The 15,557-nt window shown below is 73.5% G+C and carries 13 protein-coding genes; 11 read left to right on the top strand and 2 right to left on the bottom strand.

Features of this window, described 5'->3' with window-relative positions; all coding sequences use genetic code 11:
- Positions 1–3: 3 nt before the first annotated feature.
- On the bottom strand, positions 4–1,053 hold the full coding sequence (gene trpD / locus ABZ806_RS11085; RefSeq protein WP_500216732.1) for an anthranilate phosphoribosyltransferase: 1,050 nt from the start codon (positions 1,051–1,053) through the stop codon (positions 4–6).
- Positions 1,054–1,093: 40 nt separating this feature from the next.
- Positions 1,094–1,516, bottom strand: a complete 423-nt coding sequence (locus ABZ806_RS11080) for a hypothetical protein (RefSeq protein WP_500216731.1) — start codon at positions 1,514–1,516, stop codon at positions 1,094–1,096.
- 63 nt (positions 1,517–1,579) lie between these two features.
- Between ABZ806_RS11080 and ctaE the strand changes: the two genes are divergently transcribed.
- From ctaE to ABZ806_RS11025, 11 genes are all read left to right on the top strand, one after another.
- A complete protein-coding gene (gene ctaE / locus ABZ806_RS11075) occupies positions 1,580–2,266 on the top strand; it encodes an aa3-type cytochrome oxidase subunit III (protein WP_500216730.1) in 687 nt (228 codons plus the stop codon).
- Between the two features lie 36 nt (positions 2,267–2,302).
- Complete coding sequence (gene qcrC / locus ABZ806_RS11070) at positions 2,303–3,214, top strand: cytochrome bc1 complex diheme cytochrome c subunit (RefSeq protein ID WP_500216729.1); 912 nt, start codon at positions 2,303–2,305, stop codon at positions 3,212–3,214.
- Complete coding sequence (qcrA, locus tag ABZ806_RS11065; protein WP_500216728.1) at positions 3,211–4,329, top strand: cytochrome bc1 complex Rieske iron-sulfur subunit; 1,119 nt, start codon at positions 3,211–3,213, stop codon at positions 4,327–4,329. The genes qcrC and qcrA overlap by 4 nt, the downstream gene beginning before the upstream one ends.
- A complete protein-coding gene (gene qcrB / locus ABZ806_RS11060) occupies positions 4,326–5,954 on the top strand; it encodes a cytochrome bc1 complex cytochrome b subunit (RefSeq protein ID WP_500216727.1) in 1,629 nt (542 codons plus the stop codon). Before qcrA ends, qcrB begins: the two co-directional genes overlap by 4 nt.
- Before the next feature lie 109 nt (positions 5,955–6,063).
- A complete protein-coding gene (locus tag ABZ806_RS11055; protein WP_500216726.1) occupies positions 6,064–7,191 on the top strand; it encodes a glycosyltransferase family 4 protein in 1,128 nt (375 codons plus the stop codon).
- A 17-nt stretch (positions 7,192–7,208) separates the two neighbouring features.
- On the top strand, positions 7,209–7,985 hold the full coding sequence (locus ABZ806_RS11050) for a hypothetical protein (RefSeq protein WP_500216725.1): 777 nt from the start codon (positions 7,209–7,211) through the stop codon (positions 7,983–7,985).
- Between the two features lie 296 nt (positions 7,986–8,281).
- On the top strand, positions 8,282–9,817 hold the full coding sequence (locus ABZ806_RS11045; RefSeq protein ID WP_500216724.1) for a penicillin-binding transpeptidase domain-containing protein: 1,536 nt from the start codon (positions 8,282–8,284) through the stop codon (positions 9,815–9,817).
- A gap of 337 nt (positions 9,818–10,154) precedes the next feature.
- On the top strand, positions 10,155–12,338 hold the full coding sequence (locus ABZ806_RS11040) for a M23 family metallopeptidase (RefSeq protein ID WP_500216723.1): 2,184 nt from the start codon (positions 10,155–10,157) through the stop codon (positions 12,336–12,338).
- A 17-nt stretch (positions 12,339–12,355) separates the two neighbouring features.
- Positions 12,356–13,264: a hypothetical protein gene (locus ABZ806_RS11035; RefSeq protein ID WP_500216722.1), complete on the top strand. Its 909-nt coding sequence runs from the start codon at positions 12,356–12,358 to the stop codon at positions 13,262–13,264.
- Entirely contained in the window at positions 13,261–14,772 is a 1,512-nt protein-coding gene (locus ABZ806_RS11030) for a ferredoxin (RefSeq protein WP_500216721.1), read from the top strand. The genes ABZ806_RS11035 and ABZ806_RS11030 overlap by 4 nt, the downstream gene beginning before the upstream one ends.
- Before the next feature lie 152 nt (positions 14,773–14,924).
- Entirely contained in the window at positions 14,925–15,530 is a 606-nt protein-coding gene (locus tag ABZ806_RS11025; protein ID WP_500216720.1) for a DUF4142 domain-containing protein, read from the top strand.
- The last annotated feature ends 27 nt before the right edge of the window (positions 15,531–15,557 follow it).

The following is a 15,557-nucleotide window of genomic DNA, read 5'->3' as shown; positions in this document are numbered from 1 at the left end:
GCGTCAGCCGCGCAGGGCCTGGGAGGTGTCGATCCAGCGGTCGAGCAGGGTGCTCGCCGCGCCCGAGTCGACGGCCACCGCGGCCCGCTCGAAGGCCGCGCGCAGGGCCGCGGTGAGCTCCGCGGCCGGCGGGGCGCCCTCGTAGGCGGCGATGAGCGCGGCGGCGTTCAGCAGCACCATGTCGCGGACGGCGCCCTTCGCGCCGGCGAACGTCTCGCGCGCCACCCGGCCGTTGAACGCCGCGTCCGCGCCGCGCAGGTCCTCCGGGCGCGCGGGCGGGATGCCGAGGTCGGCCGGGTCGAACACCGTCTCCGTCGCCGTCCCCTCGCGGACCACCCACACCGTGGAGGTGCCGGTGGTGGTCAGCTCGTCCAGCCCGTCGTCGCCGCGGAACACCAGCGACGAGCAGCCGCGCGCGGCGAACACGCCGGCGATGACGCCCGCCATCCGCGGATGGAACACCCCGACCGCCTGCGCGGACGGGCGCGCCGGGTTCGTCAGCGGGCCGAGGAAGTTGAACACCGTCGGCGTGCCGAGCTCGCTGCGGGTCCGGGACGCGTGCCGCAGCGCCGGGTGGTAGAGCGGCGCGAAGCAGAAGGTGATGCCGAGCTCCGCGGCGACCCGCGCGGTGGCCTCCGGCGGCAGGTCGATGGCGACGCCGAGGTGCTCCAGCAGGTCGGCGGCGCCGCACGAGGACGACGCGGCCCGGTTGCCGTGCTTGACGACCCGGACGCCGGACGCGGCGGCCACCACGGCGGCCATCGTGGAGATGTTGACCGTGTGGGCGCGGTCGCCGCCCGTCCCGACGAGGTCGGCGATGGGCCCCGGCACCTCGATGCGGGTGGCGTTGTCCATCATGCCCTCGGCGAGGCCGGTGACCTCCTCGACCGTCTCGCCCTTGGCGCGCAGCGCGACCGCGAAGCCCGCGATCTGCACGTCGCTGGCCTCCCCGGCCATGATGCTGTTCATGGCCCAGGCGGTCTCCTCGCTGGACAGCGAGTCGCCCGAGAGCAGGGCGTTGAGCAGTGCGGGCCAGCTGGTGCGCGCGTCCATGTCCCCTACCGGGTCGTCGCGGGTCGGTGTGCGGAGGGTCCTACAGGGTGGTGAGGCGGTTCTCGATGCGGTGGCGCATCAGGCCGGCCAGCGCGTCCGCGAGCGCCATCGGGTCGATCGGCAGGCCCGCCACGGCGTCGGCGCGCGACCAGGTGGCCAGCCAGCCGTCGTCGCGGCGGGCGATCAGGGCGAGGACCGGCGGGCAGTCGTACACCTCGTCCTTGGCCTGCCGGCACACGCCGAGCCCGCCGGCGGGCTGCGCCTCGCCGTCGACGATCGCGACGCCGATGTCGCCCTCGTCCAGCCGGGCCACGACGGCGGGCTGCGTGGCGATCTCCACGAACTCGACCCTGGGGAGGTCGGCGGCGGGGCGGCGCCCGATCGCCATCCGGATCTGGGCGCGGGTGTTCGCGTCGTCGCTGTAGACGAGGACCTTCATCGTGGTCTCCGGGGCGGTGCTCATGCACGTGAGGGTACCGGGTCGCGCACCCCCGCAACACGCTCGGGGAACCCTAGATGGGGGGTCATGCGTCACTCACCGGATGGGGGCGCAATAATGCTGCCCGTGACAGCATCCGCGATAGAGACAACACCTCACGCACGGGCGAACCGTCCCAATATGGTCAGCGTGGGGACGATCGTTTGGCTGTCGTCCGAGCTGATGTTCTTCGCGGCGCTGTTCGCGATGTTCTTCACGATCCGCTCCGTGACGATCGGCCAGCATGGGGAGAGCGCATGGCCGGGCGCCCCACTGGACCTGCCGCTGTCGGCGGCGAACACGACCATCCTCGTGCTGTCCTCGGTGACGTGCCAGATGGGCGTGTTCAAGGCCGAGGCGGGCAAGGTCGGGCGTGACGGCAGCTTCTTGAACCCGGCGCGCTGGGGCCTGCGCGAGTGGTACGTCCTGTCCTTCCTCATGGGCGCGTACTTCGTCGCGGGCCAGGGCTACGAGTACTACAACCTCGTCACCCACGACGGGCTGACCTTCTCGTCCTCCGCCTACGGCTCGGTCTTCTACCTGGCCACCGGCTTCCACGGCCTGCACGTGATCGGCGGCCTCGTGGCGTTCCTGTTCCTGCTCGGGCGCACCTACGCCGCCAAGCGGTGGACGCACGAGCAGGCGACGAGCGCGATCGTCGTGTCCTACTACTGGCACTTCGTCGACGTGGTGTGGATCGGCCTGTTCTCGGTCGTGTACCTGCTCGACCTCTGACCCCATCCCGACGACATGACCCGAACGGGGATTTCCGTGAAAAGGATCACCGCATGGCGACGGCGCCCGTGGGCGGGCTACGCCGTCGTGCTGGCGGCCCTGGCGGCGATCGGCGTGGTCTACGCCGGCTTCTCGCCGCAGACCGACCGCGCCGAGGCGCAGAGCACCGCGCAGGCCGCGGCGGACTTGAGGCACGGGCAGCAGCTGTTCAACAAGAACTGCGCGAGCTGCCACGGGCTGAACGCCGAGGGCACCAAGGACGCCAAGGGCAACCCGATCGCCCCGAGCCTCATCGGGGTGGGCGCCGCATCCGTCGACTTCCAGGTCAGCACGGGCCGCATGCCCGCGATGAACCCTGACGCGCAGGTGCCGCGCAAGGACCCGATCCCCACCTTCGACACCTCGATCAAGACCGACTACGAGGAGAAGGACAAGCGGGAGGCGGCGGAGAAGCAGAAGGCGCAGGCCGAGAAGAACCTCGCCGACCTGCGGTCCTACATCGCTTCGCTCGGCGGCGGCCCCGAGGTGCCGCCGGCGTCGGCCGTGGACCCGTCCAAGGGCGACGTCGCGCTCGGCGGGAAGCTGTTCCGCACCAACTGCGCGCAGTGCCACAGCTTCACCGGGCAGGGCGGCGCGCTGACGGGCGGCAAGTACGCGCCCAAGCTGTCGACCAGCGACGTCACGCCCACCCAGATGTACGAAGCGATGCTGACCGGCCCGCAGGCGATGCCGGTCTTCAACGACACCACGCTCACCCCGCAGGACAAGCAGGCCGTCATCGCCTTCCTCGTCCAGACGCGCGAAGAGCCCAACCCGGGCGGTAACGGCCTCGGCCGCATCGGCCCGGTGAGCGAGGGCATCGTCGCCTGGCTGGTCGGCGTCGGCCTGCTGGTGATGGCGGCCGCGTGGATCACCGCGAAGAAGCCGAAGAAGCTGAAGAAGTCATGAGCGACGACGACAACAAGGACACGGCGGGCTCGACGGGCCCGCGCGAGGACGGCGGCCGGCGCGAGCGCGTGATCGGCACGCCGTCCCCGGCGAGGGAGAAGGCGCTCCTCGCCGAGGACGACATCTCGGCGCCCGCGGGCGTGGGAGACCAGCTCGACGAGCAGTCGGCCAAGCGCGCCGAGCGGATCGTGGCGGCGTTCTTCCTGCTCGCGTTCCTGGCCAGCGTGGCGTTCATCGCCTACTTCATCGGCTGGAGCGGCCGCGACGGCGGGATGCACGGCATCTGGGACGCCCGCGAGGTCAACTTCTGGCTCGGCGGCACGATGGCGCTGGCCTTCCTGTCGATGGCGATCGGCGTCACCATCTGGGTGCGCCGGCTGATGACCAGCAAGCCGATCATCCAGGAGCGGCACGAGCTGGCCGCCGACGAGGAGACCAAGGAGACCTTCAACCGGGAGTTCCTGGCCGGGGCGGAGGACAGCGGCATCACCAAGCGGCCGCTGCTGCGCCGCACCCTGCTGCTGGCCGCCGCGCCGCTCGGCCTGGCACCGCTGGTGCTGCTGCGCGACCTCGGCCCGCTGCCGGAGAAGCGGCTCCGCCACACCTTCTGGGGCGAGGCGGTCAAGCGGGCCAAGGCCGAGGGCAAGCGGGGCGTCCGGCTGGTCGTGGACGGCACCAACAAGCCGCTCCGGGTCAGCGACTTCGCCACCCCCGGCTCGATGATCACCGTGCTGCCGGAGGGGATGGAGGAGCACCTGCCCGAGAACCAGGTGATCACCCAGGTCGCCAAGGCCGTCACGATCCTCATCAACGTCCCCGCGGACGAGTTCAAGCCCGCCAAGGGGCGCGAGAACTGGCACATCAACGGTGTGGTGGCCTACTCCAAGGTCTGCACGCACGTCGGCTGCCCGGCGGCCCTGTACGAGCAGACCACGCACCACATCCTGTGCCCGTGCCACCAGTCCACCTTCGACGCCACCGACGCGGCGAAGGTCATCTTCGGCCCGGCCGCGCGGCCGCTGCCGCAGCTGCCGCTGGCCGTCGAGGACGGGTACATCGTCGCGACGAGCGACTACCACGAACCGGTCGGCCCGAGCTTCTGGGAGCGCGGATGAGCGAGGCCACAGCTCCGAAGGCGGTCGAGGCTCCGCTGACGTTCCTCGACGACCGTCTCGGCTCCACGACCTTCCTCAAGCGGAACCTGAAGAAGGTCTTCCCGGACCACTGGTCCTTCATGCTGGGCGAGATCGCCCTGTACTCCTTCATCATCCTGCTGCTGACCGGAGTGTTCCTGACGCTCTGGTTCAAGCCCAGCATGGTCGAGGTCGTCTACGACGGCTCGTACCATCCGCTGAACGGCGTGAAGATGTCGGAGGCGTACGCCTCGACGCTGCACATCAGCTTCGACGTCCGCGGCGGCCTGCTCATGCGGCAGATCCACCACTGGGCGGCGCTGCTGTTCATGGCGTCGATCCTGGCGCACATGCTGCGGGTGTTCTTCACCGGCGCCTACCGCAAGCCGCGCGAGCTGAACTGGCTGATCGGCATCGGCATGTTCACGCTCGGCATGCTGGAGGGCCTCGCCGGCTACTCGCTGCCGGACGACCTGCTGTCCGGCACCGGCCTGCGCATCACCCAGGGCGTCGCGGAGGGCATCCCGATCGTCGGGACCTACCTCTACATGTTCCTGTTCGGCGGCGAGTTCCCCGGCCAGGACATCGTGCCGCGCCTCTACATGGTGCACATCCTGCTGATCCCGGCGCTGCTGCTCGGCATGGTCACCGCGCACATGATGATCATGTGGGTGCAGAAGCACACCGCGATGCCGGTCAAGAACCAGTCCGAGAAGCAGGTGTACGGCTACCCGTTCTACCCGGTCTTCATGGCCAAGACGGGCGCCTACTTCCTGTTCACCTTCGGTGTGCTGGCGCTGCTCGGGGCGTTCGCCCAGGTCAACCCGATCTGGTTGTTCGGTCCGTACGACCCCGGTGCCATCTCCTCGGCGTCCCAGCCCGACTGGTACATGGGCGTCCTGGAGGGCTCGCTGCGCATCATGCCCGGCTGGGAGTACAACTTCCTCGGGCACACGCTCAGCCTGAGCGTGCTGATCCCGGCGGCGCTGCCGCTCGGCATCGTGTTCGGCGGCGCGGCGGCCTGGCCGTGGATCGAGGCGTGGGTGACCGGCGACAAGCGGCACCACCACGTCAACACCCGGCCGCGCAACGCCCCGGTCCGCACCGCGACGGGCATCGCCGCCGTCACCTTCTACGGGCTGCTGTGGCTGGCCGGCGCGAACGACGTCCTCGCCGAGAAGTTCCACATCTCGCTGTTCGCCACGACGTGGTTCTTCCGGGTGACGTTCTTCCTCGGGCCGATCATCGCGTTCATCGTCACGAAGCGGATCTGCCTCGGCCTGCAGCGCAAGGACGCCGACATCATCGGGCACGGCGTGGAGAGCGGCGTGATCACGATGTCGCCGGAGGGCAGGTTCGCCGAGCGGCACGAGGCGGCCCGCGACGAGGAGAAGCACGTCATCCTGTCCAAGGAGAACGCGCGGCTCCAGCCGCCGGACCGCGACGCCCACGGCGTCCCGGCGCCCGGGGCGAAGGGCCCGATCGGTCACCTGCGCGCCCGCCTCAACCGCGCGTGGACCTACGACGACATCCCCGTCGAGGAGCACGCGCACGGTGAGCACGAGGAGATCGAGGGCGACCGGACGTCGCAGGAGATCACCCGCTGATCGCCCGCGGCGCACCGCACGCACAGGGGCCCGCCACCGCACCTGCGGTGGCGGGCCCCCGCCGTTCCGGTGATGGCGCGTTCCGGGCGGTCCGTATCCTGGCCGGACGATGACCAAGACGCTGTTCGTCACCAATGACTTCCCGCCCCGCCCGGGCGGCATCCAGGCGTTCGTGCACGGCCTCGCGGCCCGCCGCCCGCCCGGCTCGGTGGTCGTGTACGCGCCCGCGTGGAAGGGCGCCGCGGAGTTCGACGCGCGGCAGCCGTTCCCGGTCGTCCGGCATCCGGGGTCGCTGATGCTGCCGGAGCCGGGCGTGCTGCGCCGCGCCGCCGACGTGCTGCGCGCCGAGGACTGCGACTCGGTCGTGTTCGGCGCGGCGGCGCCGCTCGGCCTGCTGGCGCCGGCGCTGGCCCGGCGCGGCGCGCACCGCCTCGTCGCCCTGACGCACGGGCACGAGGCGGGGTGGGCGGCGCTGCCGGCGGCGCGGCGCCTGCTGCGCCGCATCGGCGACGACGTCGACGTCCTGACCTACCTGGGCGAGTACACCCGCCTGCGGATGGCGCGGGCGCTGACCCCGGCCGCCTCCGCGCGGATGTCGCGGCTCGCGCCGGGCGTCGACGAGAAGGTCTTCCGCCGGGACGCCGGCGGCGCGCAGGTCCGGGCCCGGCTCGGGCTGGCGGACCGCCCGGTGGCGGTCTGCGTCTCCCGCCTCGTCCCGCGCAAGGGGCAGGACGCGCTGATCCACGCGTGGCCGCACGTCCTGCGGCGGCAGCCGGACGCCGTGCTCCTCCTCGTCGGCGGCGGCTCCTACCGGGCCGCCCTGGAACGCCTCGCCTCGTCCCTCGGCGTCCGGGCGTCCGTGGTCTTCACCGGCGGTGTGGGCTGGGAGGAGCTGCCCGCCCACTACGACGCGGGCGACGTCTTCGCGATGCCGTGCCGGACCCGGCGCCGCGGCCTCGACGTGGAGGGCCTCGGCATCGTCTACCTGGAGGCGTCGGCGACGGGGCTGCCCGTCATCGCCGGCGACTCCGGCGGCGCGCCCGACGCCGTCCTGGACGGCGAGACGGGCCTGGTCGTGCCGGGCCGCTCCGTCGCCGGGATCGCCGAAGCCCTCGTCGGCCTGCTGTCCGACCCGTCCCGCGCCCGCGCGATGGGCGACCGGGGCCGCGCCTGGGTCGAGCGCGAATGGCGCTGGGAGATCCAGGCCGCCCGGCTGGGCAGCCTGCTCGCCCCCTGAGATGGCAGGATGCGGCTATGGACATCGAGGACGCATGGGGCCGCGTTCCCGGGGATGCCGCCCGGTGGCTGCGCGAGCTGGATCCGGGCCACGGCCATTCGGGGTTCGAACCGCCGCGCCGGCCCGACGCCGCCTGGCTCCTGCACGCGATGTACGTGTGGGAGGAGGGCCTGGTCACCACCACCCACGACGATGTCCACCAGTCGGTGACGGCGGCGGGGCTCACCGCCCAGGCCGACGTGGGGGACCTGCTGGAGGGCGCGATCGTCACCGGCGTCGACATCGGCCGCAGCGGCGACCCGGGCGCCGGCTGGCGGCGGCTGCGCTGGCGGGAGCTGGCCCGCGGCTTCGGTGAGCCGGTCGTCCCCGACGGCGCGCTGCCGGGCAGCCGCTGCCTGCGCCAGGGGCATCCGGCGGGGAGCTGGTCGGCGGCGGTCCGGCCGCCCGCGGAGGGCTGCCTGGACCGGGAGAGCTGGTACCGGCTGATCGGCCTGCTGCTGCGGCACAGCCCGTCCGGTGCGGGCACCCGCTGCCTGGCCTACTACTGCCCGCTGGTCACCGCCGACTGGGACGACGACACCGTCCTCGCGGGCCGCCTCGGCGACGCGGGCGCCCTCTACGACCACCCGGGCCTGGGCAGCTGCCCGTCCGACCTGTGGCCCGAGGACCGCTCCTGGGTCGTCTACTGCGACTGGGACCTGTGGGGCACGAAGGTCGTGGGCCCGGAGCCCCTGATCGAAGCCGTCCTCACCGACCCGTCCCTGGAAGCCCTCCGCCTCCCCTGGACCACCTGAACGCCGCCTGCGCCGATGTGCTGAAGAGGACCCCGCCCCCGCGTCGTGGACGGGGTCCTCCTCGATCGTTGCACCGGGGCCACCTCCTGCCGCTCGCGTCCGCGGTCGCCGACGGTCCGACGCTAGGAGGCCGCGGGGCCGGCGGCCACGCGGTTAACGCGCGTTTAAGGGGTGGATCACTCGTTGCTAAGCCGGCTTCCAGTTTCGGCCACAAATACGGCCGTCCCGCACATGTACGGCGCAACCGGACACTGGAATGATCAAGCGTCGGGCGGGCGGGGGGTGGAGGAGGGCGCATGCGGTCTCGTGGCTTGATCGTGCTGGCCGCCGTTCTGGCGGTGGTGCTCGTCGGGGGCCTCACGGCGGGATGGGTGCTGCGGCGCGGCCGGAGCAAGGGCCCGGACGAGGTCGCCGCCGGCTACTTCCAGGCATGGTCGCGCGGCGACCTGGCGGAGATGGCGGAGTTCGTCGCCGACCCGCCGGCCGACTTCGCCGCGCAGCACCGGGCGCTGTCGCGGGGGCTGGCGGTCAACACCGTCCGGCTGGAGCCGCGTCCCGTCGTCCGGTCCGGGGACGACGCCGCGCGCGCCGACTTCACGGTCACCCGCTCGCTGGCCGGGCACGGCGAATGGTCGTTCTCGTCGGTGCTCCGGCTCGGGCAGGTCGGCGGGCGGTGGCGGGTCCTGTGGACGCCCGCGACGCTGTACCCGGGCCTGAAGGGGGCGGGGCAGTGGACGCTGGGGCAGGTCCGCGTCCCGGCGGTGCGGCTCGTCGCGCGGGACGGCAAGGCCCTGGACGAGGACGGCCTGCTCGCGCCCTACCTCACCGGGATCGTCGACCGGCTCGACGCCGACACCGAGCAGGTCCGCTGGGCGGTCGTGCTGCGGGACGGCGGCGGGCCGCCGCAGCGGGTGAAGCTGTTCGGCAGGACGAAGGGCCGCACGATCCGCACGACGCTGGACCGGCGGCTGCAGGCGGCGGCGGAGAAGGCGGTCGCGTCCGCCCCGGGCCAGGCCGCGATCGTCGCCGTCCGGCCGTCCAGCGGTGAGGTCCTCGCGGTGGCGGACGGCCTCGGCGCCCGCGGCGCGTTCGCCGGGCTCTACCCGCCGGGCTCGACGTTCAAGGTGGTCACCGCCGGCGCGCTGATCGCGGACGGGGCCGGCGCGGGGACCGGCGCCGACTGCCCGGCGTCGGTGGTCACCGCGCAGCGCACCATCCACAACGACGAGGACCACGCCCTCGGCCGGACGACGCTGCGCGGCGCGTTCGCCGCGTCCTGCAACACGACGTTCGCGCAGCTGGCGGTGGAGCGGCTCGGCGCGGCGAAGCTGGTGGCGGGTGCGCGCCGGTTCGGGTTCGGCGCCACGCTCACACCGGGCCTGGACGCGGCCGACGGCAGCGTCCCCGCCCCGGAGAGCGGCGCGGAACTGGCCGAGGACGCGATCGGGCAGGGCCGCGTCCAGGCGAGCCCGCTGCTGATGGCGTCGGTCGCCGCGGCGGTGGCGGACGGCTCGTGGCGCTCGCCCCGGCTGGTGCCGAAGAAGGTGGTCCGCGAGGGCGGAGGCCGGACGCCGGGCCCGAGCCCGGTGCCCGGGGCGTCGACGCTGCGCACGATGATGCGGGCCGTCGTCACGGACGGCACCGCGGCGGGCGCGGGGCTGCCGGGCGGGACGGCGGGCAAGACCGGCACCGCCGAGTCCGCGGGCGGGACGCACGCGTGGTTCATCGGATACCGGCACGACGTCGCCTTCGCGGTCTTCGTCCATGCCGGGGGATCGGGTCCGAAAGTGGCCGCGCCGCTGGCCGCCCGCTTCCTGAAGGCCGCGGACTGACGGCCGGCACAATGGCGCCCGCGTGCGGAAATACATCGCCGGCCGGGTGAACATGCCGGGGCTTTCCCGCGTACTGCTCTGGTGAGCACAACGCCCGCGGGATAAGGCTTCTACGGTTTTCTGGCGCCAATTCGCGTCAGAGTGGCCCCTGGGGCGTATGCTCCCGAAGTGATCGAGCGGGTTCGTCGAGAATCCGTTCTGGGAACGCGGTGGGAGCGAGCGGGCTCCGACAGCGCGGTCCCGTGATGTCTCAGCGGAACCGCCGCCGGGCGACGAGCCCGGCGGCACGGAACCACCGGCGTTCGCCGAGCCCTTCGTCTCCTCCACAGGAGAGGGCATGGCGCGACGCGATAACGGGCATGCGTCCCGGAACAACACGCATGTTTCGTCGTGGGCGGAGACGCCCGCGCGCCCCTCATCGAGACCGGCGTCCGGTCAGGGGAGCTGGTCCGAGGAGCCCCAGTGGCCCGAGGGGTCCTGGTGGTCGGAGCAGCCGGACTGGTCCGAGCGCGGGCGCAGGTCGTCCCGGCGGGAGCCGAGCCGGCGCGAGATGAAGCGGCGCGAGGGCGGGTCCCGCGAGCGGCAGGAGCCGCCGCCCGCCAAGCGGCGCAAGGGCCGCGGCGACCCGTTCGCCGTGCGGAACCGCGGTTCGGGACGGGACGACCCCTTCGAGGCCCGCAACCGCCGCACCGGCGAACGCACGGACGCACGCCCGGACCGGACCGACCCCCGCCCCGGCCCCCGCGCGCCCCGGCCGGAGCCCCGCACCCCCGGACCCGAGGCCCGCACACCTCGCGCCGAGGCGCGCACGCCCCGTTCAGGGGTGCGCACCCCGCCGCCGTCCGACTCCCGCGCGACGCGGTCCGACATGCCCACGACACCACCCACCGCCCCCCGCACCGCCCCGCAGAACGCCCGCACGCCGCAGCCGGACGCCCGTGCGCCCCGTTCCGACGCCCGCACGAGCCGGTTCGACGCCCGCACGCCGCAGTCGGATGCACGCGCGGCGCGTTCGGATGCGCGTACGAGTCGGTTCGACGCCCGCGCGGCGCGGTCGGATGCAGGCGGGGCGCGTTCGGATGCGCGTACGAGTCGGTTCGACGCTCGCGCGGCGCAGCAGGACGCGCGTGCGAGTCGGTTCGACGCGCGGAGGGCGGAGTTCGATGGTCGTGCGCGGCGGGTCGAGACGCGGTCGGAGGGGGTCGGGCGGCGGCGGGCCGAGCGGCGGCCGGGGCGTGCGGCGTCCCGGCGCCAGGCTCCGCCGCGGCCCGGCCCGAAGGCGGCGCCGCGCCGCGGCCGGCGCTCCACCGACAAGATGAGCATCGGCGCGATCGTGCTGTCCACGGCCGTCGGCCTGTCGCTGCTGGGCATCGCCGAGCGGGCGCTGCTGGACGGCGGCCCCCTCGGCGGGACCGGCGGCCCGGTCGGCTCCGAGCGCGCGATCCAGCCGCCGAAGCCCGGCACGGACGCGTCGGCGCAGCCGCGGCGGCCGGGGGCGCAGCAGCCCGCCGGCGGCGGGCCGGGCGCCACCGGGAACGGCCCGAGCCTGCGGGTGCTCGCCGCGCAGGTGCGGAAGCTGACCCTGGACGAGCGCGGCGCCGCCGCCCAGCAGGCCTACGGTGCCGCGCCGGCGCAGCCGCCCATCGTCGGCGCGACCCGCACGAGCGCCGACCGGACGTGGGTGTTCGGCACGTCCGCGATCCCCGTCCCCGCGTCCAGCACCGCGAACCCGGAGGTCGCGTTCTACGCCGCCCACTGGACCGGCGGGGAGTGGCAGGTCGGGCTGTCCGGCGGCAAGGCGTTCGCCGCCCTGCTCGGCGACGTGCCCGCCGCCGTCATGTCGGCGTCGGAGATGCGGCTGCTGCGCGAGTACGGGTCGGTCACCGCGGCGCAGGCCGCCGCCCTCGTCAACGGGACGCGGGCCGGCGACCGGCTGATGCTGCCGTGGAAGATCGGCCAGGTCTGGGCGATGACGACCTCCGACGGCGCCGCGTCCCCGCGCCCGCTCGGCTCGCTGGCGTTCTCCGGCGGCGACGGCCGCGTCGTCGCGTCCGGCACCGGCCGCCTCTACCGGTTCTGCGGCAACGCGTCCGGCAACGCGCTGGTCATGCTGATCCATGCGAGCGGCCTCGCGACGACCTACTACGGGCTGCGGAGCGTGCCGAAGCTGCGCGACGGCAGCGTCGTCGAGCAGGGCGCCGCGCTCGGCCGGACCGGCACCGCCCGGCCCTGCGGCGGCGCCGCGGCGCCCCGCGCGGAGGTCGGGTTCGCGCTGCGCGGCGGCGGCGGGACGGTCCCGCTGGACGGCGCCGAGATCGGCGGCTGGACGTTCCGCGAGCGCGCCAAGCCGCTGCTCGGGTTCGCCGAGCGCGGCGCCCTGCAAGTGCTTCCCGGGGGCCTGCTGGCCAACCTCGGCCCGGTCCCCGCGGCGGACGAGGAGCCGCCGCCATCACCGTCCCCCAGCCCCGCGCCGGCGGACGGGGCGGGAACGGCCGCCGCTCCGGCGCCGGCCGCAACCTAGGAAGAGGAGTCCGAACGGTGCGAACTCGCAGCAGTGATGATCCCGCGGTGCCCGCCTGGGTACTGCGCGTCGTGCTCGCCGGCGCGGTGCTGGTGCTGGTCGGCGCGGCGACCCCGCCGGGAGCGGTCGCGGTCGCGAACGTGCAGTACTTCCTCAACTTCTACGCGGGCGTCTTCGCCCTCGTCTCCTACACCACCGCCGTGATGTGCGGGCTGCTCGCCACCGAGCGGCTGATCCTGAAGATCCGGCACCGGGTGCTCGCGCAGGCGGTGCACCGCGCCGCCGCCGTGGTGGCGACGGCGATGCTGGCCGCGCACGTCTCGGTGAAGGTGATGAACGGGCTCGCGCAGCCGCTGAACATCGTCGTCCCGGACGGCGGCGCCATCGGGCTCGGCACGATCGCGGCGGAGCTGATGGTCCTCGTCCTGGTCACCGGGATGGTGCGGGCGCGGTTCGCGGTGCGCGGCAAGACCTGGATGTGGCGGTCCATGCACGTCCTCGCCTACATCGCCTGGCCGATGGCGATCGTGCACGGCCTCATCGTCGGCCGCGTCGCCGCGAACTGGGTGGTGCTCAGCTACGTGCTGAGCGTGGTGCTCGTCGTGCTGGCCCTCGTCACCCGCATGATCGTGGTGATCAAGCCGCGGGACGTGCCCCGCGCCGGCGACGACGTCGACGCGTTCACGCTGCCGGACGGCGCCGGGCGCGCCCGCTACCGGCGCCAGATGGCGGCGCGCGAGCACGAGGAGGGCCGCGCCGCCGCGGCCGCCCGCGACTCGGGCGGCCCGGGACTCGGCGGCCGGGACGACTACGACGGCTACGACGATGCCTACGACGACGCCTACGACGACCCGCGCCGCACCGTCTCCGACCCGCGCGGCCTGCCGGTCACCGGGCCGGGCCGTGACACCGAGGTCATGCGATGACGTCGACCGTCACCGTCTCGGGCATCGGCGGCCCCCGCCTGACGCTCGGCTTCGACCGCTTCGACCGGCTCGACATCGACCGGCACCTGGCGGTGCACGGCAAGCTCCGCGCGCCGGGACTGGACGACCTCGTCCGCATGGCCGAGCAGGTCGACATGCGGGGACGCGGCGGGGCGGGCTTCCCGTTCGCCCGCAAGCTGATGGCGGTCGCGGCGCGGATCAGGCTCCCGGACGCCGACCAGACCGCGCTGCTGCCGGGCGAGCGCGCCGACGAGCGCGGCTCCAGCGAGAACGTCGTCGTGGTCGTGAACGGCGCCGAGGGCGAGCCGGGCAGCTCCAAGGACAAGGTGCTGCTGTGCCGGGCCCCGCACCTCGTCCTGGACGGCGCGCAGATCGCCGCGTCCGCGCTCGGCACGCAGCGGATCGTGGTGGCCGTCGAGGACGACGAGGCCGCCCGCTCGGTCCGCGCCGCGATCAGCGAGCGGCGGATGCCGGCCCGCGTGGTCCGGCTGACCGAGCGGTTCATCTCCGGGGAGAGCGGCGCGGTGGTCCGCGCGATCAACGGGGAGACGCCGATCCCGCCGGGCGTGAAGGTCCGCGCGTCCGACTCCGGGGTGGACGGCTACCCGACGCTGCTGTCCAACACCGAGACGTTCGCGCAGCTCGCGGTGCTGGTGTCGCTCGGCTCCGACCTGTACGCCTCGGCCGGGACGGAGGACGAGCCCGGCACCACGCTGCTCACCATCGGCGGCACCCAGGTCGTGGAGGCACCGTACGGGACGCCGCTGCAGACCGTCCTCGACCACTGCCGGGTGCCGCCGTCGCCGGGCGTGCTCGTCGGCGGATACCACGGCATGTGGCTCGACCCGGCCGGGGTGTCGCGGGCCGTGCTGTCGCGCGCCGGGATGCGGCGCGTCGGCGGGACGGTCGGCGCCGGCATCATCCTGCCGCTCACCCAGGGCACCTGCCCGCTCGGCGAGGTCACCCGGATCGCCTCCTACCTCGCGGCGCAGTCCGCCGGGCAGTGCGGGCCGTGCCGGCTGGGGCTGCCGGACGTCGTCCGGTCCCTGAACGCGCTGACCGAGGGCGCCGGGACGGTGGAGGACGTCCGCCGCGCCGCCGGCGTGGGCCGGGGCCGGGGCGCCTGCACCCACCCGGACGGGACCGCCAAGTTCGTGCTGTCGGCGATGGAGGCGTTCGGCGCCGACATCGACGCGCACCGGTGGGGCGGCGGCTGCGGCCTGTCGACCTACGGCGTGCTGCCGCTGCCGGTGCCGGACGGCTCGGAGGGGCGGGTGGCGATCGACTGGAGCCGGTGCGACGGGCACGGCCTGTGCGCCTACCTCGTCCCGGAGCTGATCCAGCTCGACCGCTACGGCTTCCCCGTGGTGCTCGGCACGGAGATCCCGGCGTGGATGGAGAAGGACGTGCAGAAAGCGGTCGCGATGTGCCCGGCATTGGCGCTGCGCGTCGTCGATGGCGTCCCTGGGGCGCCATCGCGGCGATGAGGCGCGGGCGTAGAAAAAAATGACGAAAAATGGACATCGTTGAACCCTCGCATCAGCGCGGTGCGTATTGATTTCCAGACCCGCGTCGCGTCCGTCGAAGAGATCTTGAGAGGAGGAGGGTGATCATGGGGAAGGCATACGGAATGGCTGGAATGCGGAGACTTCCGCGCCCGGTCGGCGGGCGTCTCCTCCTGATTCTGACGGTCGTCGCCGCCGGGGCGGCCGCCTTCGTGGTCGTCATGAACCCGGTCGGCGTCCCCGCCAGTGGCGCGGCCAACCTCGGCGGCACCGTGAACACCAAGTGGGGACGGCTGAGCACCCTGGACAGGACGGTGCTCGTCAAGGTCAGGCAGGCCAACCTGTGGGAGATGCCCGCAGGTCAGCAGGCCCAGCAGCGTGCCGCGGCCCCCCGGGTGCGGGAGGTCGCCGGGATCATCGCGGCACAGCACCTGCAGCTGGACGCCGCCACGCGCACCGTCGCGCAGCAGCTGGGCGTACTCCTCCCCGTTGAGCCCAACGGGTCGCAGAAGAGCTGGCTGAGAGAGATGTCGGGCAAGTTCGGCGCCGAGTACGACAAGACCTTCGTGCTGCGGCTCCGCGCCGCGCACGGGCAGGTGTTCCAGCTCCTCGCCAAGGCCCGCGCGCAGACCGAGAACACCGTCATGCGGACGTTCATAGAAAGCGGAATGAAGTTCGTGAACACGCATATCTCGCTGCTGGAGAGTACCGGGCTGGTTCCCCGGCGCGCGCTGCACTGACGTACACATCCCACCCCGCAAAGGGAG

This window comes from Spirillospora sp. NPDC047418, from assembly GCF_040643275.1.
Taxonomy (GTDB): Bacteria; Actinomycetota; Actinomycetes; order Streptosporangiales; family Streptosporangiaceae; genus Spirillospora.
The sequence above is the reverse complement of the archived record's forward strand: the minus strand, read 5'-3'. Positions and strand labels throughout refer to the sequence as shown.

Coding starts and splice junctions, on each gene's coding strand:
- ABZ806_RS11040 (WP_500216723.1), top strand. CDS start 10,155: ATGGCGCGACGCGATAACGGGCATGCGTCCCGGAACAACACGCATGTT.
- ABZ806_RS11045 (WP_500216724.1), top strand. CDS start 8,282: ATGCGGTCTCGTGGCTTGATCGTGCTGGCCGCCGTTCTGGCGGTGGTG.
- ABZ806_RS11055 (WP_500216726.1), top strand. CDS start 6,064: ATGACCAAGACGCTGTTCGTCACCAATGACTTCCCGCCCCGCCCGGGC.
- ctaE (WP_500216730.1), top strand. CDS start 1,580: ATGCGTCACTCACCGGATGGGGGCGCAATAATGCTGCCCGTGACAGCA.
- trpD (WP_500216732.1), bottom strand. CDS start 1,053: ATGGACGCGCGCACCAGCTGGCCCGCACTGCTCAACGCCCTGCTCTCG.
- qcrA (WP_500216728.1), top strand. CDS start 3,211: ATGAGCGACGACGACAACAAGGACACGGCGGGCTCGACGGGCCCGCGC.
- ABZ806_RS11080 (WP_500216731.1), bottom strand. CDS start 1,516: ATGAGCACCGCCCCGGAGACCACGATGAAGGTCCTCGTCTACAGCGAC.
- ABZ806_RS11025 (WP_500216720.1), top strand. CDS start 14,925: ATGCGGAGACTTCCGCGCCCGGTCGGCGGGCGTCTCCTCCTGATTCTG.
- ABZ806_RS11030 (WP_500216721.1), top strand. CDS start 13,261: ATGACGTCGACCGTCACCGTCTCGGGCATCGGCGGCCCCCGCCTGACG.
- ABZ806_RS11050 (WP_500216725.1), top strand. CDS start 7,209: ATGGACATCGAGGACGCATGGGGCCGCGTTCCCGGGGATGCCGCCCGG.
- qcrB (WP_500216727.1), top strand. CDS start 4,326: ATGAGCGAGGCCACAGCTCCGAAGGCGGTCGAGGCTCCGCTGACGTTC.